General features: G+C 64.0%; 21 protein-coding genes. 6 read left to right on the top strand and 15 right to left on the bottom strand.

Features of this window, described 5'->3' with window-relative positions:
• Positions 1 to 11 precede the first annotated feature (11 nt).
• The 3 genes from CHB69_RS14660 (at position 12) to CHB69_RS14650 (ending at position 5120) form a co-directional block, all read left to right on the top strand.
• The gene (locus CHB69_RS14660) at positions 12 to 1502 is read left to right on the top strand and encodes an alkaline phosphatase D family protein (protein WP_212541938.1); all 1491 of its coding nucleotides are present in this window, start codon (positions 12 to 14) and stop codon (positions 1500 to 1502) included.
• 140 nt (positions 1503 to 1642) lie between these two features.
• Positions 1643 to 2710, top strand: coding sequence for a DUF2855 family protein (locus CHB69_RS14655; RefSeq protein ID WP_170935578.1), 1068 nt, complete (start codon positions 1643 to 1645; stop codon positions 2708 to 2710).
• A gap of 16 nt (positions 2711 to 2726) precedes the next feature.
• Entirely contained in the window at positions 2727 to 5120 is a 2394-nt protein-coding gene (locus tag CHB69_RS14650) for a TonB-dependent receptor (protein WP_089216760.1), read from the top strand.
• A gap of 64 nt (positions 5121 to 5184) precedes the next feature.
• Here CHB69_RS14650 and CHB69_RS14645 read toward each other — a convergent pair whose 3' ends face one another.
• Positions 5185 to 5619 carry a PaaI family thioesterase gene (locus tag CHB69_RS14645; RefSeq protein ID WP_089216759.1) on the bottom strand — a complete coding sequence of 145 codons (435 nt, stop codon included), beginning with the start codon at positions 5617 to 5619 and terminating at the stop codon, positions 5185 to 5187.
• Complete coding sequence (locus tag CHB69_RS14640; protein WP_089216758.1) at positions 5616 to 7934, bottom strand: TonB-dependent receptor; 2319 nt, start codon at positions 7932 to 7934, stop codon at positions 5616 to 5618. The genes CHB69_RS14645 and CHB69_RS14640 overlap by 4 nt, the downstream gene beginning before the upstream one ends.
• Before the next feature lie 224 nt (positions 7935 to 8158).
• Here CHB69_RS14640 and CHB69_RS14635 point away from each other — a divergent pair, with 224 nt between their 5' ends.
• Positions 8159 to 9784: an AMP-binding protein gene (locus CHB69_RS14635; protein WP_089216757.1), complete on the top strand. Its 1626-nt coding sequence runs from the start codon at positions 8159 to 8161 to the stop codon at positions 9782 to 9784.
• Entirely contained in the window at positions 9777 to 10706 is a 930-nt protein-coding gene (locus CHB69_RS14630) for an SMP-30/gluconolactonase/LRE family protein (protein ID WP_089216756.1), read from the top strand. The genes CHB69_RS14635 and CHB69_RS14630 overlap by 8 nt, the downstream gene beginning before the upstream one ends.
• 6 nt (positions 10707 to 10712) lie before the next feature.
• On the opposite strand, the gene CHB69_RS14625 is transcribed toward CHB69_RS14630, so the two are convergent.
• The 8 genes from CHB69_RS14625 to CHB69_RS20805 all read right to left on the bottom strand — a co-directional run bounded on the left by CHB69_RS14625 (position 10713) and on the right by CHB69_RS20805 (position 19431).
• A complete protein-coding gene (locus CHB69_RS14625; protein WP_089216755.1) occupies positions 10713 to 11621 on the bottom strand; it encodes a LysR substrate-binding domain-containing protein in 909 nt (302 codons plus the stop codon).
• 51 nt (positions 11622 to 11672) lie between these two features.
• A complete protein-coding gene (locus CHB69_RS14620; RefSeq protein WP_089216754.1) occupies positions 11673 to 12980 on the bottom strand; it encodes an acyl-CoA dehydrogenase family protein in 1308 nt (435 codons plus the stop codon).
• Entirely contained in the window at positions 12970 to 14031 is a 1062-nt protein-coding gene (locus CHB69_RS14615) for a phosphotransferase family protein (protein WP_170935577.1), read from the bottom strand. Before CHB69_RS14615 ends, CHB69_RS14620 begins: the two co-directional genes overlap by 11 nt.
• A gap of 101 nt (positions 14032 to 14132) precedes the next feature.
• Positions 14133 to 15419 carry a spinster family MFS transporter gene (locus CHB69_RS14610; RefSeq protein WP_089216752.1) on the bottom strand — a complete coding sequence of 429 codons (1287 nt, stop codon included), beginning with the start codon at positions 15417 to 15419 and terminating at the stop codon, positions 14133 to 14135.
• Positions 15416 to 16261 carry an enoyl-CoA hydratase/isomerase family protein gene (locus tag CHB69_RS14605; RefSeq protein WP_089216751.1) on the bottom strand — a complete coding sequence of 282 codons (846 nt, stop codon included), beginning with the start codon at positions 16259 to 16261 and terminating at the stop codon, positions 15416 to 15418. The genes CHB69_RS14610 and CHB69_RS14605 overlap by 4 nt, the downstream gene beginning before the upstream one ends.
• Before the next feature lie 476 nt (positions 16262 to 16737).
• Positions 16738 to 17928, bottom strand: coding sequence for an IS91 family transposase (locus CHB69_RS14600; protein ID WP_089216750.1), 1191 nt, complete (start codon positions 17926 to 17928; stop codon positions 16738 to 16740).
• A 5-nt stretch (positions 17929 to 17933) separates the two neighbouring features.
• Entirely contained in the window at positions 17934 to 18842 is a 909-nt protein-coding gene (locus tag CHB69_RS14595; protein ID WP_089216749.1) for a tyrosine-type recombinase/integrase, read from the bottom strand.
• 412 nt (positions 18843 to 19254) lie between these two features.
• Positions 19255 to 19431 (bottom strand): hypothetical protein, encoded by a 177-nt coding sequence (locus tag CHB69_RS20805; protein ID WP_170935576.1) that lies wholly within the window; start codon positions 19429 to 19431, stop codon positions 19255 to 19257.
• Between the two features lie 225 nt (positions 19432 to 19656).
• Between CHB69_RS20805 and CHB69_RS14585 the strand changes: the two genes are divergently transcribed.
• On the top strand, positions 19657 to 19869 hold the full coding sequence (locus tag CHB69_RS14585; protein WP_245836827.1) for a DUF6961 family protein: 213 nt from the start codon (positions 19657 to 19659) through the stop codon (positions 19867 to 19869).
• Here the strand turns inward: CHB69_RS14585 and CHB69_RS14580 are convergent.
• The 5 genes from CHB69_RS14580 to CHB69_RS14560 all read right to left on the bottom strand — a co-directional run bounded on the left by CHB69_RS14580 (position 19862) and on the right by CHB69_RS14560 (position 24583).
• Positions 19862 to 21127: a His-Xaa-Ser system-associated MauG-like protein gene (locus CHB69_RS14580; RefSeq protein ID WP_212541937.1), complete on the bottom strand. Its 1266-nt coding sequence runs from the start codon at positions 21125 to 21127 to the stop codon at positions 19862 to 19864. The two genes, CHB69_RS14585 and CHB69_RS14580, sit on opposite strands and share 8 nt — an antisense overlap.
• A complete protein-coding gene (locus CHB69_RS14575; protein WP_089216747.1) occupies positions 21111 to 21509 on the bottom strand; it encodes a TIGR03982 family His-Xaa-Ser system protein in 399 nt (132 codons plus the stop codon). The genes CHB69_RS14580 and CHB69_RS14575 overlap by 17 nt, the downstream gene beginning before the upstream one ends.
• The gene (hxsA, locus tag CHB69_RS14570; protein ID WP_089216807.1) at positions 21487 to 22113 is read right to left on the bottom strand and encodes a His-Xaa-Ser repeat protein HxsA; all 627 of its coding nucleotides are present in this window, start codon (positions 22111 to 22113) and stop codon (positions 21487 to 21489) included. Before hxsA ends, CHB69_RS14575 begins: the two co-directional genes overlap by 23 nt.
• Positions 22071 to 22979, bottom strand: a complete 909-nt coding sequence (gene hxsC, locus CHB69_RS14565; protein ID WP_245836826.1) for a His-Xaa-Ser system radical SAM maturase HxsC — start codon at positions 22977 to 22979, stop codon at positions 22071 to 22073. The genes hxsA and hxsC overlap by 43 nt, the downstream gene beginning before the upstream one ends.
• Positions 22980 to 23140: 161 nt before the next feature.
• The gene (locus CHB69_RS14560; protein ID WP_245836825.1) at positions 23141 to 24583 is read right to left on the bottom strand and encodes a radical SAM protein; all 1443 of its coding nucleotides are present in this window, start codon (positions 24581 to 24583) and stop codon (positions 23141 to 23143) included.
• Positions 24584 to 24710: the final 127 nt, after the last annotated feature.

The raw sequence follows: 24710 nt of genomic DNA, 5'->3' as shown, positions 1-24710 counted from the left end.
GCCGACGCGACTTGTTCGCAGGGGCAATTGCCCTCGCCGCCGAGCGATTTCTCTCGGCGACAGGCAACCCGTCGATCTGGGCCGCGCCGCGCCTTGTGACCGACCCCTTCGCGCTCGGCGTGGCGTCGGGCGAACCCGCCGCCGACGGCTTCGTTTTGTGGACGCGCGCGGTTGGCCTCGATCAGGACGTCCGCTTGGGGTATGAAATCGCGCATGACGAGGGGTTTCGGGCGATCGCGCGGTCCGGGACGGTCACGGCCACGGCGGCGCGCGGCGGTGCCGCTCATCTGGAGGTGCGCGGGCTTCCCGCAGGCCGCCCCTGGTTCTATCGCTTTCACTTGGGCGACGCGGTAAGCCGCGTCGGCCGCACGGCAACCCTGCCGCTCAACCCTGCGCGGCTGCGCCTCGCGCTCACATCGTGCCAGCATTGGGAACATGGCTGGTTCAGCGCCTATCGCGACATGATCGCAGAGGGCGTCGAGGCGGTGCTTCAGGTGGGCGACTATATTTACGAAAAATCATTCGGAAACGGCCCCAATGTCCGGTCGTTCGGATCGCCCGATCCGGTGACGCTGGACGATTATCGCGCGCGCCACGCGCTGTACCGCAGCGACGCCGCCCTTTCCGCCGCCCATGCCGCCATGCCCTTCATCGTCGCATTCGACGACCACGAAGTCGAAAACGACTACGCTGGTGAAATCGGCGGGGTCACCGCCGACCGTGCGGCGTTTCTGCGCCGCCGGACCGCAGCATGGCAGGCCTATTTCGAACATATGCCGCTGCGCCCCTCGGCGCTCCGGGCGGACGGCGGCTTGCAGCTTTATCGCCGCTTTCGCTGGGGCCGCCTCGCGACGGTCCATATGCTCGACACACGGCAGTACCGCTCGGCCCAGCCATGCTCGAACGGCAAGCGGGGAGGGCAGATCGTGCAGGATTGCGATGCCGTGCGCGATCCCCGGGCGACGGTGCTGGGGGCGCGGCAGGAAGCCTGGCTGGACCGGGGACTGGCGCAGGAGAGAAGCACTTGGAGTCTTGTCACCCAGCAGACGATTTTTTCGCGCCTCGCGCTCCCACAGGCACCCGATGCCCGCTATTCGGACATATGGGACGGTTACGAAGCCGCGCGGCAGCGCGCGACCATCAGCCTGACGCGTCCCGCAGTACGCAACGCCGTGCTGCTCGGCGGCGACGTCCACTCCTTCTGGCTCAACAATATCCGCGCCGATTTCGGCGACCCGGCGTCGAAGGTGATCGCGAGTGAGGTGGTGACGAGCTGCCTCGCGTCGCGCAATGGCCCTGCGGCGCTGTTCGATACGGCGCGCGCGCTCAACCCGCATGTCCGCTTTCTCGACAACGCGCATGCCGGCTATGTGCTGCTCGACATTGTCCCGGATCGTATCGACATCGACTTGCGCGCGGTCGCATCGCTCGCCGATCCCGCCGCACGATGCTTTTCTCTCGCCAGGCGCACGATTGCCGACGGCCGCCCCGGCTTCGACTGACCGCACACGGCTTTGGCGATTGCAATTCGCGCAATCGTCGTTCGACTCTGGCCGTTTGATCGCGCGCGCCAACACGCCGAACCTGTCCTCACAATGGCATCGCGCCCGTCGCGACGACGGCCAATGGCAGGGGATGGACTTTGGACGGCGCCGAAATCATCACGCTCGCGGTCGATCGGTCGGGGACGCTGCCTGGACAATTGCAGCGCGTCGTCGATGAGCGCCTGCCGTTGCGCGACGGGCAGATTCGCCTGCGCATCGACCGGTTCAGCCTCAGCGCCAACAATCTTACCTATGCCCTGCTCGGCGATAGGATGGGATATTGGGCGCTGTTCCCGGTGGGCGAGCCGTGGGGCATCGTTCCCGCCTGGGGTTTCGCAACGGTCATCGACAGCGCGGATGACCGGATCGCGATTGGCGAATGCCTCTATGGCCTTTGGCCGATGGCGAGCGAGACGGTGCTCAAGCCGGGACGGGTCAATGCGCGGCTGATCGTCGAAAATTCGCCGCATCGCCGCGCGCTGCCGCCCGCGTACAACAGCTATTTCCGGCTCGCCGCCGACCCGATACACGCGCCGGGCAGCGAGGATCGGCAGGCGGTCCTGCGTCCGCTCTTCATCACCTCCTTCCTGCTAGACCGGCGTGTTGCTGCGTCCACCGAAAGCGACACGGTCATTGTCACCAGCGCGTCGAGCAAGACCGCTCTGGGGCTCGGCTGGTTGCTGCGGGACCGCCCCGCCAAGCGAAGCATCGGCATCACGTCGCCGCGCAATCGCGACGCGGTGACGGCGCTCGGGCTGTTCGACGCGGTCGCAACCTATGATGATCTGCCGCGATCCGACGGGGCCGTGATCATCGATTTTTCGGGTGATCACGACATGCTGGACCGACTGCGCGGTAACGGCACCGGCGCGCGGCTTTGCCGGGTCGGCATGACGCATTGGCGCGACGGGAGCGAGGAGCTGGCGCCACGCGGCGCCCACGACGAATTTTTCTTTGCGCCCGACGCGATCATCAAGGCGGCAGCCGAGCTGGGGCCGGCCGGGTTCGACGCCGCGCTTGCCGAGGCGACGCGCGCATTCATCGCGGCATCGCGACCATGGCTGGGCATCGAAGTTGTCCGCGGCGGCACGGCGATCGGAGAGGCCTGGGCGCGCCTGCGGTTCGGCTCCGGCGACCCGACCTCGGCGATCGTTGCAAGTTTCTGAAAAAGTGGGAGGATGTATGAAACGGATATTTTTCGGCGGGCTGTCGCTCGCCGCCACGATCGGTGCGGTGCCGGCGCTGGCCCAAATCGCCGCGCCGACCCAGGATGGCGACGACGGGCGCGGCGACATCATCGTCACCGCGACCAAAAGGTCCGAGAATCTTCAGGATGTTCCCGTCGCCGTGTCGGCCTTTTCGTCGGAGCAGCTCCAGAAGTCCGGGATCAACGACACGCGCGAGCTGATGGGGCTCGCTCCCAGCCTCAACCTGACGAGCACGACATCGGACTCGGCGGGCGTGGTCATCCGTTTGCGGGGGGTGGGCAGCGAGGCGATCAACCCCGGCCTTGAATCGTCGGTCGCGACCTTTGTCGACGGCGTCTATCGGAGCCGATCGAACCTCAGCCTGACCGACATACCGGGGATCGAACGGATCGAGGTGCTGCGCGGACCGCAAGGGACGCTGTTCGGCAAGAACACGTCGGCGGGCCTGATCAACGTCGTCACCTTTGCCCCCAAATTCGAACCGAGCCTCGACGCGGCGCTCTCCTATGGCAATTACGATATGGTCCGCGTGAACGCAGGTGGCGGGGGCGCGTTGGTCGACGGGATCGCAGCCATTCGGCTCGATGGCGCCTATCAGCGGCGCGACGGCTTCCTGCGCGATTTCGACAGCGGCCAGCGCTATCGCAATCGCAACCGCTTCACGGTCCGCGGGCAATTGCTGCTGGCCCCGGCCGACAATGTCGATGTCCGCCTGATCGCCGATTATGGTCGCCGCCGCGAAACCGGGCCCGACACTTATTCGCCGACCGTGAACGACCCGCTCTATGTGGCGATTTTTCAGGCGATGGGCTTCCCGAGCCATATCGGCCGCAAGGATCTGACGATCACGACGAGCGAAGACCGGGCGTCGTTCGAAAAAACCGAGCAATGGGGCCTGTCTGGCGAGGTGAATTGGGATCTCGGCGGCGCCCGCCTGACGGCGATCACGGGCTATCGCCATTGGCACAATGATCAGGCGCGCGAAGTCGATTATGCCGAAGCCGATCTTGTCTACATTCCGTTCAAGGCGGCGCAGCAGGCGTTCGAGACTTTTACCCAAGAACTGCGCTTCGATGGCTCGGCCGGCGCCCTCGACTGGATGGTCGGTGGCTTCTACAGCCATGAAAAGGCTTTCGGCCGCTATGGCTACCGGATCGGCCGCGATCTTGAACCCTTTCTCGATCGTCTCTTCGCGCCCGCGACGGGGCAGGCGAACCCCATTTCCTTTTACACCGGCCTGCCTGTGGGGGCGAGCTATCCCGAAGGGTCGGGGGTCGGGCGCGACGATTTTGACCAGACGTCGCGCAGCATTTCGGTCTTCACGCACAATGTCTGGCATGTGACCGACCGCCTCGACCTGATCGGCGGCATCCGCTTCACGCGTGAGGCGAAGCGCGTTGATGTCGATATTGTCGGCACCGACAACCCCGGCTGCCAGGCGCTGATCGCGGCGGGGCTTTCGGCGCCCGGCGCGACCCCGATCTCGGGCATCCAGTGCCTGCAATTGTTCGACGCGCGCTACGACGGGTCTTTCACCTCACGCAAGGTCGAGAAGGAATGGTCGGGTATCGCGACGATCAGTTATGACTTCAGCGACACGCTGCACGGCTATGCGACCTATAGCCGCGGTTACAAGGCTGGCGGCTTCGTGCTCGATCGCGCAGGCTTCCGGCCGATCACGCTCAAGGCGCCCGACGCCGACGATCTGGCGTTCGATCCCGAGTTCGCGACTAACTATGAAGGCGGGCTGAAATACCGCTCGCCTGGCGGCGCGCTGACGGTCAATGGTGCGCTCTTCTACACGCGATTTACCGATTATCAGCTCAGCTACAATACCGGCGCGGCGCTGATCACCACCAATATCCCGCGCGTGACGACCAAGGGTTTTGAGCTTGAGCTGGCCGCGCGTCCGGCGCGCGGATGGCAGTTGGGCGGCGGAGTGACTTATGCGCGCGCTCGCTATGGCGCGATTCCGGCCGGGCCGCCCGCCAATGTGGTCGCGATCGCGGGCAAACAGCTTGCGAATGCGCCCGACTGGGTCGTCACCGGCTCGGTCGGCTGGGACGACCGCATTTCGAGCGACCGGCTGCGCGCTTTCGTCCAGCTCGACGGGCGCTATCAGTCGGCGGTGCTGACCGAACGGTTGCTGCGGCCGACCTCGGGGCAAAAGGGCTATGCGCTGCTCAACGCGCGGCTCGGCCTCGGCGACGCCGACGAACGCTGGACGGCCGAACTATGGGCACGCAATCTGACGAACCAGCGCTACATCGCTTCGTCGATCCCCGCGACCTTCCAAGGCGGTACGCTTGTCGGCGCGCAAGGCGAGCCGCGGACCTATGGGCTGACGCTGCGCACCAAACTTCGATAGGGCGGTAAAAGGGCCGGTGCCTATATGGGGCCGGCCCTTCTCCGTGCGCGATCGCCGCTCTCAGTCAACCGGGAGACGTACCGCCGGTCGAAACGACACGGAACAGGGCGGACGCGTTTCCTATCCTCTTGCCGTCGGCGTGTGCCTCGGCCGATGCAAAGGCGATGGTTCGCCCCGGCTGGGTCGCCGTCGCCGAAATTTCGAGCCATTGGCCAACCCGCACGGCGCCGAGGAAGTCGACCGCCAGATGGATGGTCACGAGCGACGTGTTCTCACCGAGCGCCAGCGCGCAGGCAATCCCCATGGCATTGTCGCAGAGAGACGACAGCACCCCGCCGTGCAGCATCGCGCGCGCATTGCAATGTGCTTCAGTCACGCGCAGCCCAAAGACGAAGCGGTCGCCTTCGCGCTTTGAAAAGAGCGGTTCCCATGCGTCGGTGACGGGACTGCGCCGGAAATGCGGTTCGAACCCCGCCGGCGGATCAATGCTGCCGCTCACCAGTCGAACCGCAGCGTCGCGCCATAGGTGCGCGGCGGATTATAGGCCACCGAATAGGCGCCGAAGAGCGCAAAACTTTGCACCGCAAAACTTTCGCGCGTGATGTTGCGCGCCCACAGCGCCAGATCCCAACCGCGCTCGGCAATCAGGCCGACGCGGGCGTTAACCAGCGTGCGCGACTTTTCGCGAAGATAAGGCGTGTTTTCGGCATTGAGGAAATAGGCGCCGCTATGTTTGCCGTCGACCTGGATCGCCATGTCCCATCCATCGCCGATCGCAAACTGATAGCGCGCGAGCAGGTTGGCAGAAAATTTAGCGGCGAGCGGCAGGTCATTGCTGTCGAAAACCGGCTGCGCCGGGTCGTCGATCCGCGTGTCCATCCACGCGACGCCGCCGCGCAGGTCGAAACCCCGAAACGGTCGCAGCGTCGCATCAACCTCCAGCCCGTTGACCCGCGCCTTGGCCAGGTTTCGGAGCTGGTTGAATGGTAGTCCTGTGACGGTATCGACCTGCGCGACACGAACTTGCGGTTGACGAAAATCGTAGTGATAGGCCGAAGCGTTGAGAAACAGACGGCCGTCGAGGAGCGTCGTTTTGACGCCCACCTCATAGGCGGTCAGCTTCTCCTCGTCGAACGGCTGCAGCTGTTGCCGCGTAAAGGCGAAGTCGCCGTCAAAACCGCCGCTCTTGAACCCGCGGCTGATGCTGGTAAAGATCAACACCTCGTCCGACGGCTTGTAATTGAGCCCGACCTTGCCCGAAAAACTTTTGTAGATCGCACTGTCATCGACCACCGCCGCGTCGGCGGCGGTGGCGCCGAAATTGACCACCGCTCGCCCTGGCGTTCCGCCGTCGGTATAGATCCATTCGGACCGGCTGCGGAAAGCCTTGTCCTCATAGGAATAGCGTACCCCGGCGATGACGGTCAGCCGGTCGCTCGCTTTCCATTCGGCATGCGCATAGGCGGCCGCGCTCCAAGTATCCTGCGCGAAGTTCAGTTCGAGCTGGTCGGCGACGCGCCCGGCAAGCGCCGGATCGGTAAAATTGGTGAGCCCCAACAGGGGGGACAGCGTCCCAAAGAAGCGCAGGTCGATCGTCTCCCGCGCTCCGTAAAGCCCTGCGATCCAGTACAGCGGCCCTTCATCGCTCGACGCCAGCCGCAGCTCCTGCGCATATTGTTCCAGCCGCGTATCACGAAGCTGGTTGAGTTCGTGATGCGGCGCACCGTCGGTATCGGTGAAGGCTCGTTTGCGGGCCCAGTCATAGGATGTGATCGAGGTGAGCGTCGCTGCACCGAGAGCGAATTCGCCACGCAGCGAAGCGCCATAATTGCGCTCATGATTGCGGCCGACGAAATCGACCCGTACGCGGTAAGGATCGCCGTCGCGGTCGGAATAGCCGAACGCGTCACCGCAAAAACGCGGGTCGCTGACGCCTTCGAGCGGTGTTGCTGTGCAGGGCTCGGCGGCGCCGGGGATCGAGGTGAAACCGATCGAGCTCAGCGGCTGGACGTCGCCGCTGGTTTCGCCGCCGTGGAGATTGAGAAGCAGCCCGACACCGTCAAAGTCGTCATATTCGAGCAGGCCGCGCGCCGCCCAGCTTTCCTGCTCGCCAGGGCGTCGTTTGGGATCGAAGAACAAGGGGCTCAGTGGCAGCGTAGTGTCGGCTGGCGTCCAGTCGTTGTGATAAAATCCGCGCGATTGTTTGGCGTAGCGCCCTGCGAGCCGCGCGCTGAGCGCGGGGGAAAGCGGGCCGCCGACCGCGGCGTCGAGCGTCACCGTCCGATAATTGTCATAGGAAAGCTCGGCATAGCCCTCGACCGCGTCGCCCGGTCGCCGCGTCGAATAGCTGACGGCGCCGCCGGTCGTGTTCCTTCCGAACAAGGTACCCTGCGGCCCCTTCAATATTTCGACGCGATCGGTGTCGAAAATCTGGAAGCCGGTCAGGATGTTGGAGCCGAGATAGACTTCGTCGAGATAGACCGCAGCAGCCGGGGCGACATTGGGGGCAAAATCCTGAACGCCGATGCCGCGAATGACAAAGGTCGGCTGGCGACCGAGATAGCTGTAGACCTGCACCCCCGAGACCGATTCGGCGATCTGCTCTGCCGAGGTCACGCCGAGATCCTTGAGCTGGTCCCCGGTAAAGGCCGCGATCGATACGCCGACATCCTGAAGATTCTGATCGCGCTTCTGCGCGGTGACGACAATCTCGCCAAGCTGGTCGGCGGCGGGCGCCGATGCCTCTTGCGCGATCGCGCCGCATGGCGCGGTGATCATGATCAGTCCGGTCCCGGCAAGCCATTTCTTCTTCACGTCTGCTCTCCCCACATGGACGCACTCGTAGCGGTTCGTCCCCGCCGATGATGAGGGAGAAGGCCGTTTGCCGCTATTGACGGGTCTGCGACCGCCGTTGCGCGCCGCACAATGCTTCGCCCGCGCCGGGTGCAAACACCGTTGCACGCTCAGCAACAGGTTCGACGCGGAAGGCGGTTATAGTGGGCGGGACTGGAGCGTAGGCCGAAAGGGAGGGGCATCGCATGGTATCGACCGAAATTCCGACGCTAGTTCGCGATGATGTTTCGTCGGTGGGCCATTTATTGTTTGATGCCGCGGCGCAGCACGCGGATCGGGCCCTGCTCGAGTTTCGGGGCCGTGCGATCAGCTTTGCCGAGATGGCGGCAGCGGCCGAACATGTGGCAGCTACGCTTGCCGGTCGGGGCGTCGGGAAGGGTGATGTCGTGGCGCTCTATTTCCCGAACACGCCGCACTATCCGGTGGTCTTCTTTGCCGCGATGCGGCTGGGCGCGACCGTCGTGAATCTCTCGCCGCTCGATGCGGCGCGCGAACTGCGCTTCAAGCTGACCGACACCGGCGCCCGTGTCCTGGCGACGCTCGATCAGCAGCCTTTCGGTGTGCAAGCACGTGCGTTGCTCGATGAAGGCCTGATCGACCTGTTGCTCATCGGTAGCGACGAGTATTGGACGGGCAGCGGGTCGTTGATCGCTGGAAGCGGTCAAACCATGTCGCTCGACGCGGCGATCGTCACGCCTGCGACTTGCCCCGCCGCAAAATGTGCGTCGCACGATCTGGCGCTCATCCAATATACCGGCGGCACGACCGGGACGCCCAAGGGGGCGATGATTTCGCACAGCAATCTGCGGAGCGCTGTCGCGATGTTCGACGAAGCGATTGCCGCCGGATCGGCATGGCGACGGGGCGAGGCGCGGCATATCGGCGTGTTGCCGCTGTTTCATATCTATGCACTGGCCGGCGTCATGCTCCGTGCAGTCGCCAACGGCGAGACGATCATGCTGCGCGACCGGTTCGACGCAGAGCAGGTGCTCGACGATATATGTCGCGGCGGTGCGAATTTCTTCTTCGGCGTTCCCACCATGTTCGTCGCGCTTCTCGAGTGTCCGGACATCGGCGATCATGACCTGTCTTCCCTCACATTGTGCGTGTCGGGCGGCGCGCCCCTGCCGGGCGAGGTTGCCAACCGCATGGCCGCGCTGATTGGGCGGCCGCCGATCGTCGGCTGGGGCATGACCGAGACCTGCGGTGCGGGAACGCTGGGTCGCGTCGGCGACAAGAGCCCACCCGGCGCCATCGGCCATCCGCTGCCCGGCGCGTCGATCGCCATATTGGCGCTGGAGGGCGAACGAAATCCCGTCGCGCCCGGCACGGTTGGCGAGATTGCGATCTCCGGCCCGCATATTTTTGGCGGTTACTGGAACCGCCAGGAGGAGAGTGCCTCAGCCTTTTCCGGACATCATCTGCTGACAGGTGACATGGGCTATGCCGATGCAGACGGCCAGATCCATCTCGTCGACCGGATGAAGGATCTGATCATCTCGTCCGGTTTCAATGTCTATCCACGCGTGGTGGAGGATGCGATTTACGAGCATCCAGCGGTCGCCGAAGCGACCGTGTTCGGCGCGCCCGATCCCTATCGGGGCGAGATTGCGGTCGCGGCGGTCAAACTGCGGTCGGACCAGACGCTGACGCTGGACGGGCTCCGCGCCTTTCTCGCCGACAAGCTTGGCCGCCACGAACTGCCGGCGCGGCTCGATCTGCACGACCAGCTGCCGCGAACGGCGGCGGGCAAATTGTCACGCAAGGAATTGCGCGATGCCTCTATGCAAAAGGCTGGCGGTCATGGATGAATTCAACATCGTTGCGTCGGGCCTCGGCTTTCCCGAAGGACCCATCGCGCTGCCCGATGGCAGTCTTCTGCTGGTCGAAATTCGCAGCCAATGCCTGACGCGGATCGACGCGGCAGGCCGGCGGTATCAACTGACTGCGTTGGGGGGCGGCCCCAATGGTGCCGCCGTCGGCCCCGATGGCGCGATCTACATCTGCAACAACGGCGGGTTCGAGTTCGGTGATGTCGAGCTCCATGGCATCAATGTCCCCGTGGGCCCCGCAAGCGATTATGCGGGCGGCTCGATCCAGCGCGTCGATCTTGAGACCGGCGAGGTCCGCACACTTTATCGCGAGGCCGATGGCGTTCAGCTGCGTGGGCCCAACGACCTGGTTTTCGACCGGCATGGGGGCTTCTGGTTCACCGACCATGGCAAGAGCTTTCACCGCCAGCGCGACCGCGTCGGCATATTCTATGCGACCGCTGACGGCAGCGAAATCCGCGAAGTCATTTTTCCGCTCGAAAATCCAAACGGTATCGGACTCTCGCCCGACGGACGCACCCTCTATGTCGCCGAAACTTATACTTGCCAGCTCTGGGCGTTCGAGATCGCAGGACCGGGCGAGATCGTGCCGCACGCAAATTTGTTCGGCCATGGTGGGCGCTTCCTGTATCGTCCGGCGGGTTTTCGCTTTTTCGACAGCCTCGCGGTCGAAGAATGCGGCAATATCTGCGTCGCGACGATCGGCGAGCCGGGCATTTCGGTGATTTCGCCGACGGGCGATGTCGTCGAATTCGTACCGACACCGGATGTTTTCACGACGAACATTTGCTTCGGCGGCCGCGATATGCAGACCGCCTACATCACGCTTTCGGGCATCGGGCGCGTGGTGTCGATGCGCTGGCCGCGCCCGGGTCTGCGACTGAATCATGCCGGAGCTTGACCCGGCTCAGCTAAAGCGCGCCAGACCTTCGCCGATCCATTTTCGGAACTTGATGGCGTCGGGGCGGCGCTGCACCGCCTCGTCGGCGGACACCAGATAATAGTCGATGCCCAGCGGCGCTTCATGGGCGCCTAGGCGCACCAGCCGGCCCTGATCGAGCAGCCGATGGGCCAGAATTGGCGCTACGATCGCCACGCCCAGCCCGGCAGCCGCTGCCTCGAACATCAGAAACTGCGCTTCGAAATAGGTCGGCGGCGCGAGCGGTGGGCCATCATATTTCAGGTTGCGCAGCCAGCGTTCCCACAAACCTTCGGGACGATAGACGGCGAGCCGGTCGACATTGGGCAACTCTGCCAGACTGGTCGGCGGCGCGGAACCCGACGCGAGCACCGGGGCCGAAACCATAACCCCGTTGATCGGCGCGATGCGGATCGCCGGCATCGATCCGATATTCCCAGGCCCCACATAGATAGCGACGTCGGCATGGCCGCGGCGCAGATCATCGATGTCGCGGCCGATGCGCAGCTCGACCTTTACGTCGGCATGCTTGTGCTGAAAGTCGGGCAAATTGGGAATAAGCCAGCCGATCGCGAAGGATTGCGGCACGACGACACGCAGCGCCATGCCGCCGCGCTCGGCCTGCAGGTCGACGGTTGCGCGGCGGATCGAATCGATCGCCGGCTCGACCATCCGCAGATAGCGCTCGCCCGTTTTCGACAGCGTAACAGACCCTTTGTCGCGAACGAACAACGCAACGCCAACGAAAGCTTCGAGCGCCTGGATACGCCGCGAAAAGGCGGAAGGGCTGAGCGCAAGCCGATCGGCGGCGTCGCGAAAGCTCGACGAGCGCGTCGCGAGGATGAAGGCTTCGATCGCCTCGAGTGGAGGTGCCTGACGTCGGATGGTTCTGCTCAAGCCTCCCTCCTTCGCCTTACACCACGCGCCCGATGCCGTGAAGGCCGGGCGTCACACGCCGAGCGACCAGCCTTCCAATCGTTGATAGTCGCGCCCTTGCGCCACCATGACCGCCGCTTCGCCGGCCGTATTCGCGGGGTCTGCTACCGCGTGGCGCGCCAGCTCGAACTTTGCGAGCTGGTTCGAATGAACCTCGTCGGGTCCGTCTGCGACCTGCGTCGTGCGGGCATAGACATAGGCCATCGTCAGCGCGGTGTCGGCGAAGCCGCCGCCGCCGAATGCCTGGATCGCCATGTCGACGATTTCGGCGGCCATCCGCGGCACGATGATCTTGATCATCGCAATCTCGGCCTTCGCGGCCTTGTTCCCTGCGACGTCCATCATCCACGCGGCTTTCAGCGTCATCAACCGCGCCTGCTCGATCCGGCATCGCGCCTCGGCGATACGGAAGCGCCATAGCGACTGGTCGGCGACCAGTTCGCCAAAGGTCGTGCGCTCCGACAGACGGCGGCACGCGCGTTCCAACGCCCGGTCGGCGACGCCGATCAGCCGCATGCAATGATGGATGCGCCCTGGCCCCAGCCGCCCCTGCGCAATCTCAAATCCCCGGCCTTCGCCGAGCAGCATGTTGTCAGCGGGAACGCGGACGTCGTCGAAGATCGTTTCCATATGCCCGTGCGGGGCATCGCTCACCCCGAAAATCGGCAGATAACGGCGGATATGCACGCCGGGGGTCTCGGTCGGCACCAGGATCATCGACTGGCGGGCGTGGCGATTGGGATTGTCGGGATCGCTTTGCCCCATCACGATCAGTATCTTGCAGCGCGGATCGCCCGCGCCCGACGTCCACCATTTTCGGCCCGAAATGACATATTCGTCGCCGTCGCGGCGGATCCGGGTGCCGATATTGGTGGCGTCGGACGATGCCACTGCGGGTTCGGTCATCGCGAACGCCGACCGGATGCGGCCGTCGAGCAAGGGTTCGAGCCATTGCTGTTGCTGCGCCGGGGTTCCGTATCGCACGAGCACTTCCATATTGCCGGTGTTCGGCGCATCGCAGTTGAAGATTTCCGGTGCCCAATAGGATCGCCCCATAATTTCGGCGAGCGGCGCATAGTCGAGGTTGCCGAGACCCGCGCCGAACTCGCTGTCGGGAAGGAACAGGTTCCACAATCCGGCCGCGCGCGCCTTGGTCTTCAATTCCTCGAGGATTTCCAGCGGCTCCCAGCGGCGAAAATCGTCGGGCTGGGCAAAGACCTGGTCATAAATCACGCCTTCGTTCGGATAGACATGCTTCTCCATGAAGTTCTGTAGCCGCGCGAGCAGCGCCTTGCAGCGGTCGGAAAACTCAAAATCCACGAATGCTGTCCTTTCGATTGGTTGACGACCCGTCCAGATAGGCGAGTCCGATTTCTGCGAGCGTTTCGATCTGACCGCGCTGGTCGGCGGCAATGGGGCCATCGGCGTTGCGGCAGAAAACGCCGTGGGCGATCGCCGCGGTGCGATGCAGCGCGAAGGCGCGATAGGATTGCCAGTCTGCGGGCAGGGTGAATCCAGTCGCACGGCAATAGCGATCGCAAAGCGCCTGTGGGTCGGGAATGCCCAGATCGCCCAGTGGCAGGCCGGAGACGCCCGGCAATATCTGTCCCGTCGGCGCGAGGTCAAAGGCAAGGAGGAAATAGGCGAGATCGGCGAAGGGGTCTCCAAGCGTCGACAGTTCCCAATCGAGCACCGCCGAGATTCGAGCGCCCTGCAGCAGCAGATTGCCGAATCGATAGTCGCCATGCACGACACGGGTCCGCTGCTGGGCCGGGAGAGCGCTCGCAAGCCGGTCCGCGAGTTCGCGAAGCGCCGGTGGCTCCTGTCCATCGCGAGCGATCTGATCCGCCCAGCGTGCCGACTGTCGTCGGTTATAATCTCCTGGCGCGCCGAATCCCGCGAGGCCGACTGCATCGGGAGACAGGCGATGGAGTCTGGCCAGAATATCGATGGCCTGCTCATAGGCCTGGGTCCGGGCGGCAGGGGAGTGATCTGGCAGGGCGGCATCCTCCACCGCCTCGCCGTTCATCAAGGACATGAGGTAGAAGGGCTCGCCGAAATAGTGCGGGTCCGTGACGTGCAGCAGCACCTGGGGGACCGGGATGTCCGACCCATGGAGCGCGCGCAGGACGCGCACTTCGCGATCGATCCGGTGCGCCGACGATGCGCGGGCGCCGCTTGGCCGGCTGCGCAGGACATAACGGCCGCCTTGTCCGCGAAGGCGATAGGTTGGGTTCGAGCGCCCCCCGGTCAACGGGCTGATCCACAACGGCGCGCGCAGTCCCGCAACGCATTTTTCGAGTAGCGACACGATCGGACCGTCGAGCAGCTGCGCCTGCAAATTCGTTTCGATAACAGCCAGTTCGTTCATAGGAGCGCCTTTCCTGCGTCCGTCGTAGGCGGGTTGGCGATGGGCTGGTATCGCGCACATCCCAACGGCCGTTGCGTAACGGGCAACGGATCGCGACCCGTCTATTCGGAACGGTGCAGATCGCCGGGCAGGTGACGCGCCGCGATGCCGTAATGGACCGCGCTCCAAAGGAATAAGGTCGCGGTCCCGATCAAGGCGGTGCGCAGGCCGGCGGCACTGGCGTCGGCGGAGCCGGTGCCCGATGTCGCGGCGAAATAATCGCTGAGCCAGCCCGTCAGCGGCGGTCCCACGCCCAGCCCGATCAGATTGACGACCAACAGGACCAGCGCGCTTGCGGTTGCGCGCATGGCAGGGCGGGCGAGCGTCTGGACCAGCGCATAGGTTGGGCCGAGATAAAGAAACTGCGCTGTTCCCGACACGAGCAGGAGCGCGATGACTGCCTCGCGCATATTCTGAAGATAAGCGGCGATCGACAGGGGTGCGGCAAGCGCGAGACCTGCGGCGGGGATCCATGCGCCGAAACGCCGGTCGCGGCGCATTGCCCGGTCAACGAGCAGGCCGCCAAGCAGGGTCCCAACGCCCGCTGCGACGCCCCAAATCAGGCCGGTCGTATAGCCGGCTGAGGCAAGTCCCATATCGAACTGTCGCATGAAGAAAGGGGCGGTGAAGGCCAATATTCCGTAACCCGCCGTCGATGCGGCGGTGATTCCGATCGTGAGATGGATGAACGCGCGGCGCGCCAGCAAGTGCGTGAGCACGGCACGAAGCGGTGGAACCGCGGCACGGTCGGCTGCCGCAGCTTGCGCTGCCGATCGCGGGTCACGAATGACGATGAGGACCAGCAGCGCGAGGAGTAGGCCAGGTGCCCCCATGAGCATGAGGGCGGCTCTCCAGCCCAGCGCCTCGCCGAGCGCCCCACCCGCGACAGCGCCGAACAATATGCCCAGCGGGACGCCAAGCGAATAGATCGAGATCGCCGTAGCGCGGCGCTCAGTGGGAAAAAGGTCGGCGATCAAAGCATGCGCTGGCGGCGTCCCGCCGGCTTCACCGATCCCGACACCGACGCGGAATAGGAAGAGCTGGAAAAAGTTGGTCGCGACACCGCACAGCATCGTCATCGCCGACCAACTCGCAAGCGCGACGGCAATAATTCGGGGGCGGTCGACCCATTCGGCGATCCGGGCGACCGGGACACCCAGCACCGAATAAAAAAGGGCAAAAGCAGTGCCCGATATCAACCCCAATCGCGTGTCGCTGAGCCCAAGGTCTGCCTTGATCGGCTCTTGGAGAATCGAGATGACCGTCCGGTCGATGAAATTGAAACTATAAACGGCGAGCAGGAGCCCGAGCGCGAGGCGTGGATCGGTTGCCTTCGATTGCTGTGTCATGCGTCACGCCAAACGGGATCGCGTCGTTCGAAAAAGGCGCGCATCGCTTCATGAAAATCCTCGGTCCGTGCGCAGAGCGTCTGGTTGCGATCTTCCATCGCGATCACCGCGTCGATCGACGGTGCGTCAATCGCGTGACGCAAAGCCTCTTTCGACAGCCGCAGCGCGATCGGCGCGACCTTCAGCAGGCGCTTGATATAGGCTGCACTGGCCCCTTCAAGCGCTTCCACGTCTGCCACGATTTGCGACACCAACCCCAGATTGTGTGCGCGGTCAGAATGGATGAAGTCGCCCGTAAGGATCAACTCGGCGGCGACCGAGGCGCCGATCAACCGTGGAAGCAGGTAACTGACGCCGATGTCACACCCACCGAGACCAACGTTGACGAACGCACAGTTCATTCGGGTATCAGCCGCGGCGAGGCGAATGTCGGCGGCGAGCGCGAGCGCGAAGCCTGCACCGCAAACGGCGCCATGCAGTAGCGCGACGATCGGTTGCGGACAGCGTCGCATCTCAAGGATAAATTCGCGATTGACCCGCTGGATTGCGAGTTCGGCGCGGACTCCCGCATTACCGAATTGCTGGTCTGGCGCGGATCCCTCTGTCGCCTTCAGATCGACCCCGGCGCAAAAGGCGCGGCCCGCTCCGCGCATCACGACGACCCTGCACGCCTCGTCGTTGCGCAGATCCCTGAAATAGTTGGCAAGGTCGTGCGCCATGGCGGAATCGATGGCGTTCAGCCTGTGGGGCCGGTCGAGCGTCACGATGTCTACGCCCTCCGACTGCGTGACCTGAAATCCGGAATACTGCCGATCGTCCTGCCGCTGACTTGGGGGGCTCATGAATTTTCTCCCTCGGCCTGAACATATCGGCGGCGAGAAATCTGACGAGCACGCTGTCGACAATGGGCATTGCGCTCAGTGCAACCCCATTATGATTGGCGAGAAGTAGTGGGTAAGGCTGCCGGAACTTAGCGGCAGCTTTCGTCCGTTTGCTGGTGAAAGCTGCCTGTCCGTTATCGTTGAGAGTTTCGGACGCCGCCAGGCGTCGGAAAGTCTTCGGTGCCCGAACCGCGGGCCGCATGGACTGAGCTATGGGGAAAGCTGTTTTGCGCTGCTCGTGGTGCTGGCCGTTGCTGCCCAAAATCGGACGTATCTGAGATCGGACCGTCTGAATTTAGATTGCAAAAGCGGACGCCGAAAAGCGGACGGGCCGATTTTGATATAGCGGCGTCTGCTTTTGGGCAGGGCGAGCGCAAGTGTGTCCGCTTCCGGACGCAGGGCTGCGCCGGGTACGGGAATGGATGAGCCGTGCCGGATCACGGCGCCTGTGTTCCGGATGAGAGTGATGGCGGTGGCGGCGCTCGGGGTTGATAGCGACGTTCGAAGACCTCGATGATCACCATGGTGCCGCCGCAGCACGGGCACAGCGGCCGGGCCTCGGGCTCATCGATCGAGTCGGCGGCCGGTGGAGGCGCGGCGCTGAGCAAACGGCGGGCGCGCTCGAGATGATCCTTGCGGTGTGCGCTGGCGAGGAGGCCATAGTGGCGGATGCGGTGGAACCCGCGCGGCAGGGCGTGGAGAAGAAAGCGACGGATGAACTCGTCGGCGGCGAGCGTCATGACCTGCTGCCGTCCGGCGCCGGCCTTGCGGTAATCCTTGTAGCGGAAGGTGACCCCGGCCTTGTCGAACCGGAGGAGGCGGCTGTTCGATATGGCGACGCGGTGGGTGTAGCGCGCGAGATAAGCGAGCACGGCTTCGGGGCCGGCGAACGGGGCCTTGGCGTAGACGACCCAGCGCTTTTTGCGGACCGGCGAGAGGTGCCGCAGGAATGCGCGTCGTTCGGCGAGATGCGTGAGGCTGCCAAAGAAAGCGAGCTTGCCGGCATCGTGCAGCGCGCGCAGCCGGGTGAGGAACAGGCGGCGAAAAAGCGCGCCGAGCACGCGGACCGGGAGCAGGAAGGCGGGGCGCGCCGATATCCAGCGTGTCCCATCACGCGAGATGCCGCCGCCAGGCACGATCATGTGGATGTGCGGATGATAGGTGAGCGCCGAGCCCCACGTATGGAGGACGGCGGTGATGCCGATCCGGGCGCCGAGGTGCTTCGGATCGGCGGCGATGGTCAGCATCGTATCTGCCGCCGCCTTGAACAAGAGGTCATAGACCAGCGCCTTGTTGTGGAAGGCGATCGCGGCGACCTCGGCAGGGAGGGTGAAGACGACGTGGAAATAGCCGACCGGGAGGAGGTCGGCCTCGCGCGCTTCGAGCCAGCTGCGCGCCGCAGCGCCCTGGCACCTGGGGCAGTGCCGGTTGCGGCAGCTGTTATAGGCGATCCGCCAGTGCCCGCAGTCAGTACAGGCCTCGACATGACCGCCGAGCGCGGCGGTGCGGCAATGTTCGATCGCCGACATGATCCTCAGCTGATGCAGGCTGAGGTGCCCGGCATGGGCCGTGCGATATGCGGGGCCAGCGGCACGGAAGATGTCGGCGACCTCGAGTGAGGCGCGCACGAACCCTAACCGTCGGGTGCCTCCTCGCTCGGCGATGCGAGCGCGAGCCTGTCGAGCGGGCTGACGATCGACCGTACCGTCTTGGTCGCGACCTGGGTGTAGAAGGCGGTGGTGTTTAGCTTGGCGTGGCCGAGCAGCGCCTGGATGACGCGGATATCGACGCCGTCCTCGAGCAGATGGGTGGCGAAGCTGTGGCGCAGGGTGTGCGGCCCGACGCGCTTGTCGATATCGGCGGCCTCGGCGGCTTCGACGACGACGCGGTAGAGCTGGCGCGTGCTGATCGGAACCGCGGCGCTCTGTCCGGGGAAGAGCCAGCCATCGGGAACGAGGATGCCCTGCTGTCGTCCCGCGCGCCACCAGTCGCGCAGGAGCAGGAGCAGGCCTTCGGGCAGCATGGCGTTGCGGTAGCGTCCGCCTTTACCGCGCTCGATCCGCAGCAGCATGCGCTTGCTGTCGATATCGGTCACCTTGAGCGCCGACACCTCGGCGACGCGCAAGCCCGCGCCGTAAGCGACCGACAGCGCGGCCTGGTGCTTCAAGGAGCGCGTCGCATCGAGCAGGCGCTTTACCTCGGCCATCGTCAGCACGAGGGGGATCTTGCGAACTTGCCTCGTGCGGACCAGCTTGCGCGCGAGATCGGGGCGGTCGAGCGTGTGCGTGAAGAAGAACCTCAGCGCGCCGACGATGCTGTTCATGGTCGGCGCCGGGACGCCCGCCTGTTGCTGCTCGATCTGGAACTGCCGGATATCCTCGGCGCTTGCGGTGTGCGGCGAGCGCCCCAGCCAGGTCGCGAACCGTCCGACGTCGCGCAGATAGTTACGCTGCGTCTCCTTCGAGAAGCGGCGCATGGTCATGTCGTCGATCAGCCGCTGGCGTAGCGGGCTGATCGGGCCAATCTGTACAAGCTCATTCATCGTTCGACTCCTCAGGTAAAGGAGTCGAAAGGGTCTGCCTGTGGTGGCCCTCGTTCAATCAGGCGCGCCGATCGAAGGGCTGCTTTACATCGAGGCTAGCGCCAATCCACGAAGTGGTTCGTGCACCGGCCAAAGTCGGGTACAACAATGGCTTGGCGACCCTGCGTCTGAACAGCGCCGTTCAGCCTGAACTTGCGGACCAACGCCATCGCTTGATCGAGACGCCGCTTGACCGCATTGACCCGATGCTCTGATCGGTTACCGTCGCTTGCTAGGGGGACTGATGACGATTCTGAGCTTGTTGTTGTGGACCGTAGCCGTCGTGCCCAACGGAAGTGTGTTCACATGCACGCCGACCGCCGTGTGGGATGGCGACGGCCCGATTTGGTGCGCGGAAGGGCCACGGGTCCGGCTAGCCGGTATTGCCGCGCGCGAGATAGACGGAAGTTGCAGCCCCGGACATCCCTGCCCAGACGCCGACGCGCAAAAAGCGCGTGACCATCTCGTTTTGCTTGTCGGGGAGCCGCGCGGCCCCAACCCCACGGGACATATGCTCGTTTCCGGCCCGGCGATGCAGTGCATGTCGCATGGCAGCGCGGGAGGCAATCGAACGGCCGCCTTCTGTATTTCGCCGCGTTCGGGCGACCTATCCTGTGCAATGGTGCGCGATGGCTATGCCGCCAAATGGGAGCGCTATTGGGAGGGTCATCGATGCGATTGAGCGCAGCCCATAAAGAAAGGCTCGTCGTCGCCTTCGGCTGCGCTCTCTGTGCCTGGGTGTTCGGCAATATTGCGTGGGAGATATGGATTCGGTTTGGCAGCTGAGGACACCCTGACCGCGGAGCGGCATGTCTGGGCGTGCGCGCTTGCCGTGCAGAACCAATATGGGCCTTGCGCGGCGCTCCATGTCGCCGAGCGGATCGGCGCGCTCGCGCTTCAGAGTGACAGCGAAGGCATTGCCATGTGGAAAGCGATCGCGGCGCGGCTGGATGCGCTCGCGCGCGGTTCGGACGAACCCCTTAGCTAGGGCCTTTGAAGTCGAGCATCCGGAGAAATGCCGCGATCGAGCGGACTTCGGCATCGGTAAGCGCGCTTGGCAGAGGCTCGCGCGACGCGGGTCCCAGCCGCGAATAAAGGTCGGCGCGCTCGCGGATGCTCATGTCTTTAGTGTCGATAAGGCGCAGCGGGTCGAAATGGGCGATGATCGCATCCTCCACGCGCACGACCGATCCCGAATGCGAATAGGGACCGGTGCTCGATAGATTGTAGAGCGGCGGGGTACGGAAGCGAAAGCGATCGGCTGGGTCGAGGGTGACATTGTACCGGCCTTCATCAATGCCGAAGCCATTTTTGCCAAAGCCCGCCTGGGGAAAGGCAACGGCATGAAAGTCGAAATCGCTGAAATAGGGACCGCTGTGACAAAAGGAGCAGCGGCCGCGACCGTAGAACAGCAAACCGCCAGCCAGCTCGGTGCGCGAGATCTGGCCGCGGTCAAAGACGAATGCCTCGAGACGCGTGGGACGAATGCGGAATTCGTCGCGAATGAAGGCCGCAAGTGCATCGGCGACATGTCCGAAAGCCAGCTTGCCGGCGGGCAGCCGATAGGCAGCGGCAAGGCGCGGACCGATCTCGGCATCGTCGGCGAAACGGCGTGCTAGCTCGTCCTGCACCGTCCGCGCCGCATCGACATCTTCGGTCACCAATGTGTCGCGGACCGTAGGTGTATCGGCGATCATTTCGCGCAGCTCGACCGAGGGAAGATGCGCCGCGACCACCATCGGATCGCCAGATGGGGCGCGGTCACCGAACTGGCTGACGACTTTCCCATCCTCGACGCTGACCTTGCCGTCCCAAAAAAAAGTCGTGAACCCCTTGCTGCCGCGGCCCCAGAAGGGAAGCACGTTGCGCGGAAGGATGGGCCCCTCGCTGTTCGCCATGCGCGCCGCGCCATGACCTACAGCGCCGGCGCCGACGGCGTTGGGGAGACCATCGGTCGAGCCGAACTCGTTGAGATGGCAATCGCGGCAACTGATGCTCTGGTTGAGACTCATCTTGGTCGACGCAAAGATCAGGCGGCCCGCATCGCGCCGCGCCGGATCGACCGGGATCGCGAGCGCCTCGGCGCGCACGAAGCCCGAAGCAATCGCGGCGTCGCGCAGCGCCGCCATGCGCATGGTGTCAGTCGCCGGTTCTGCGGACGCCTGCGATCCATCGGAGGGAGGTGCATCGCAGGCGGTGAGGAACAGCGCCGCGCTGAGCAGTGTCGCGTTAGAAACGGATTTCATGAGTCTCGATCACTTCCTGAAGATCGCTTGCCCGCGCCTCGATCGCCCGCAGGCGCATCTGTGCGAGCTCGTTCTCGCTCAGGCCCCATTGGAGAAGTTTCTTCTGGTGGAGGTCATAATCCTGACAGATGATGAGACCGATTTCGCTCGCGGCTAGTGCGCGCGCCCCATCGGCCGATGGCGCGAGTGCGGCGGTCTGCTTGGCCTGATAGTGGTCGCGCATCGCGCCGTCGCATTGTTCGACGAGAAGCCCATAGCGTTCCTGGTTCCAGCCCATCACCATCTCGCGCCACAGCGGCAGGGCGAGCCAGGCTATCAGCGCGCCGACAAGCAGCGCAACGAGATGCGTGGCGATCCGCTCAGGTTGAAATCTTGAACGCATCGAGAACTTCGGGAGTGATGGTGCCGGTGACTTTGAGGCCATAGTCGGTCTGGAAACGCTTCAACGCCTCGCGCGTCTGGGGTCCGGCCATGCCGTCGATGCCGCCATCATAATAGCCATAGGCCTTGAGCGAGATTTGTACGCGCATCACGATGTCGCGAATTTGCTGCGCGGAGGGCTCGCTATAGAAGCTCTGCGGGGCGATCGCAGGCGACGAGGGCAGGATCGACGAGGGCGGCGTGCTGCGTTCATTGCGCGGAGATGGCGTCGGGGCAGGTGCCGGGCGGGTCACCGGCTTACGCGGCGGCGGCGGAGTATAGACCGGCGCCCGCGCGCGTCCGCTCGAGCCTGAGCGATGGCTGCTATGCGATGCATGGCTTGAATGCGAACGATGCTGTGCCAGCGTGAAGCGATGGTCCTGCGCAAACTTGCGGACCATCTCGTCCTTGTCGCCATCGCCTCCATCGCCGGTCGGAGAAAATCCTGCGGGCGTGGCCTGTGCCGGAGGCAGCGGAGCGATACCGGCAGCCACGAGCCCCGAGATCAGGAAACGTCTTTTCTTCACAGCGGTACTACCTTCTCGACGAGATGATCGGGATGCCATTCGAAGAAGCCCGCGCAATTTGCGCGCGCGGCGCAGCCTTCGCACGCCGGGGCGAAGCGTTGCTTCCAGTCGGAGATCGAAGCGACGGCGTAATCGCGGAACTCGGGCGGAATGTGGCAGAGCGGGATATTGAACAGCCGGACGGGCACGCCGTAGAGACTCGCTTGATCCAGCGCGTTGCCGACCGGCGCGAAGCGTGCGCGGAGATCGACGTGGAGCGCGTCCCAGCGCCGCCGCGCGAAGCCGATATTCTCCAGCCCCATGAGCGACCATTGTTCGATATGGGGAAGATTGTGCGCGACGAACCGGGCAAGGCCCGCGAGCGCATCGAGATTGTCTTCAAGCATGACGGTGCGCAATTCGATCCGCGCCCCGGCGACGAGCAGATGCGCGAAGCTCGCGATCAGCCGCTCGAACGCGCCGGGCTTGCCGACAATATGGTCGTGGAGAGGCGCATCGGCGGCATATAGCGGGATGCCCCAGACGATGTTCGTGCGAAGCCGTCCGGCAAGGCGCGCCGTGTTCGCCGCATCGAAATGCTGTCCGTTGCTCAAAATATGAAAGCCAAGGTCGGGTCGGTCGGCGAGCAATCGCTCGATCATCGCAAGCAAAGGGCCCATATGGAGCGTGGGCTCGCCGCCAGTAATGCCTATGACGCTGCCCTGCTCTGCAAGCCGGCACGCCGTCTCGAAATGTTCGAAGCGATCGCGATGCGTCTTCTTCGGCGGCTGCGAACACATGACGCAAAGCTGATCGCATTGTTCGGTGACAAGGAGGCTGTTGTGCGGCGAACCGGCACGCAGAAGCCGTTCGGCCCGCCGGGCGGAAGGGTCCACGAGGACGACGTCGCCGGTGAGGGCGTCCATTGGATGAGCCAATGTGAACAAGCCTTCCATCCCGCACCAAAGGCTTTGGGTCGGCGTGGAGGAAAGACAAAAGCTCTCGCGGGGATCGGCCGACCGACGCGAAGCGAGCCGGGTGACGAACGGCGCCTCGGCATCGCTCTCGGCGTTTAGGACGAGCGGGATCATGGCGCCGCCAGCGCGCCGGTTTCGCCGGCTAATCCGAGCCAGCGACGCAGCGAATATTGCACTGCGGGGTCATCGGAGTGAATGAGCTCGAAGGCAAGATCGAACAGATATAGGTGGCGGCGGCAAAAGTCGGTTTCTTCGCGCGGCAGATCAATTCGTCCATAACGTGCGATGTCGTCGATGATGTCGCGGCCGCAATAAGGCTGATAAGCACAAGCTTCACAAGCGGGGTCGCCATCGTTGGTGGCGGCCGCTTCGAGGGCCGCGCGTTCCGGCGTATCCCACCCTGCGTGAATATCGCCGATCGAAAGATCGATGATGCCAGCGCGAGTGAGCATCCGGGCCTCGTCGGTCGGATATACGCATCCGTCGTGGTCGACCACGATATAGTCGCGTCCGATCGGATTGGGGTTTCTGAGGTCGACGTGGCGATCCTCGCCTGGCCGAAAGATGCGCCTCAGGAGCAGGCTGAAATAGCTTTCTTCAAGGACGCGGCTGCGGTCGATCCAGTTTCGTGCGATCAGGCGGCGCACGAAGGCTGCATGATAGGCGAGCCATTGGTCGCCGTTGACCCGCGATGCGGGGTGCCGCTTGCGCGCGAAACCCTGATAGTTGATCGGGCGCAGATAGATCGAATCAAGGCCGAGTTCGGCGAAGCTGTCGATCAGCTGCTCCGGATCGGGCGGCGAAAGCGGATTTATGGTTGGCAGTGCCGAAATCTTGCCCGGACCATAGCGCGCGAGCAGCGTCCTGAGATTGGCATGAAATCCTTTGGCCTCGCCGGCGTCAACCTGACGTTGGCGTGAATGGACCGCTAGCGGGCCGTCAAGCGAGGTACTGATCTGGACATCATCGCGGTCGAATAGCGCCATCGCCTCGTCGTTGAGCGTTTGCAAATTTGTGCAGATGATGAATTGCGCCTGGATCTCCGCTGGCACTGCGTCGATAACTGCCCTGATGAGATCGGGGCGCAGCGTGGGTTCGCCGCCTTGGAATTCGATCTTCACTTCAGGCCCGGTCAACCCCCCAACAAGCGCCTCCACCCCGGCGAGCGTCGCCGAAGACCAGTCATGGCCCCGCGCATCGATCGCCGCGCGCGACACCTGGCAGTAGCTGCACGCGAGATTGCAGCGCAGCGTTGGAACCAGAATGAGATAATCCAGTGCTCCGGGCACGACTTGGCGTCGCCCGCGAATATAGGCTCCGGCTAATCGTTCCAGCTCGGACCGAGGAAAGTGGCCGCGCTCCGCGAGAAAATCTTCATCACTGGCAGAGAGTTGACCGGACTCATATCGCGCAGCCAGCTGTGGATTCACTAACAAGAAGCGTCCGGCGCGATCGATAAGTAAGACGTCGTTACCGCGCGCACGGACCCGCAGACTGTCGAAGGCTGTTGCCGCCTCGCCTAAAGGAGCCAAAGTCGCAGCCGCTATCGTCACATCGCTCCCCCATTTCGGTCTATGAGACCGCCCCGCTGTTGCTTAGCATTTGCTCCGCGCAAAGCCTAAACTGATTTTCGGTCCCAGGTCGGTACCGCTATCGTTTGCATCTCAAATTCGGAGCCGA

The sequence above is a fragment of the Sphingopyxis indica genome (genome assembly GCF_900188185.1).
Classification (GTDB): Bacteria; Pseudomonadota; Alphaproteobacteria; order Sphingomonadales; family Sphingomonadaceae; genus Sphingopyxis; species Sphingopyxis indica.
The sequence above is the reverse complement of the archived record's forward strand: the minus strand, read 5'-3'. Positions and strand labels throughout refer to the sequence as shown.

Bases quoted from the DNA above. Each gene is read 5' to 3' on its own strand.
- CHB69_RS14650 (WP_089216760.1), top strand. From the start codon at position 2,727: ATGAAACGGATATTTTTCGGCGGGCTGTCGCTCGCCGCCACGATCGGT.
- CHB69_RS14580 (WP_212541937.1), bottom strand. From the start codon at position 21,127: ATGAAATCCGTTTCTAACGCGACACTGCTCAGCGCGGCGCTGTTCCTC.
- CHB69_RS20805 (WP_170935576.1), bottom strand. From the start codon at position 19,431: ATGCGACATGCACTGCATCGCCGGGCCGGAAACGAGCATATGTCCCGT.
- CHB69_RS14615 (WP_170935577.1), bottom strand. From the start codon at position 14,031: ATGAACGAACTGGCTGTTATCGAAACGAATTTGCAGGCGCAGCTGCTC.
- hxsA (WP_089216807.1), bottom strand. From the start codon at position 22,113: ATGGCATCCCGATCATCTCGTCGAGAAGGTAGTACCGCTGTGAAGAAA.
- CHB69_RS14595 (WP_089216749.1), bottom strand. From the start codon at position 18,842: ATGAATGAGCTTGTACAGATTGGCCCGATCAGCCCGCTACGCCAGCGG.
- CHB69_RS14630 (WP_089216756.1), top strand. From the start codon at position 9,777: ATGGATGAATTCAACATCGTTGCGTCGGGCCTCGGCTTTCCCGAAGGA.
- CHB69_RS14610 (WP_089216752.1), bottom strand. From the start codon at position 15,419: ATGACACAGCAATCGAAGGCAACCGATCCACGCCTCGCGCTCGGGCTC.
- hxsC (WP_245836826.1), bottom strand. From the start codon at position 22,979: ATGGACGCCCTCACCGGCGACGTCGTCCTCGTGGACCCTTCCGCCCGG.
- CHB69_RS14605 (WP_089216751.1), bottom strand. From the start codon at position 16,261: ATGAGCCCCCCAAGTCAGCGGCAGGACGATCGGCAGTATTCCGGATTT.
- CHB69_RS14635 (WP_089216757.1), top strand. From the start codon at position 8,159: ATGGTATCGACCGAAATTCCGACGCTAGTTCGCGATGATGTTTCGTCG.
- CHB69_RS14575 (WP_089216747.1), bottom strand. From the start codon at position 21,509: ATGCGTTCAAGATTTCAACCTGAGCGGATCGCCACGCATCTCGTTGCG.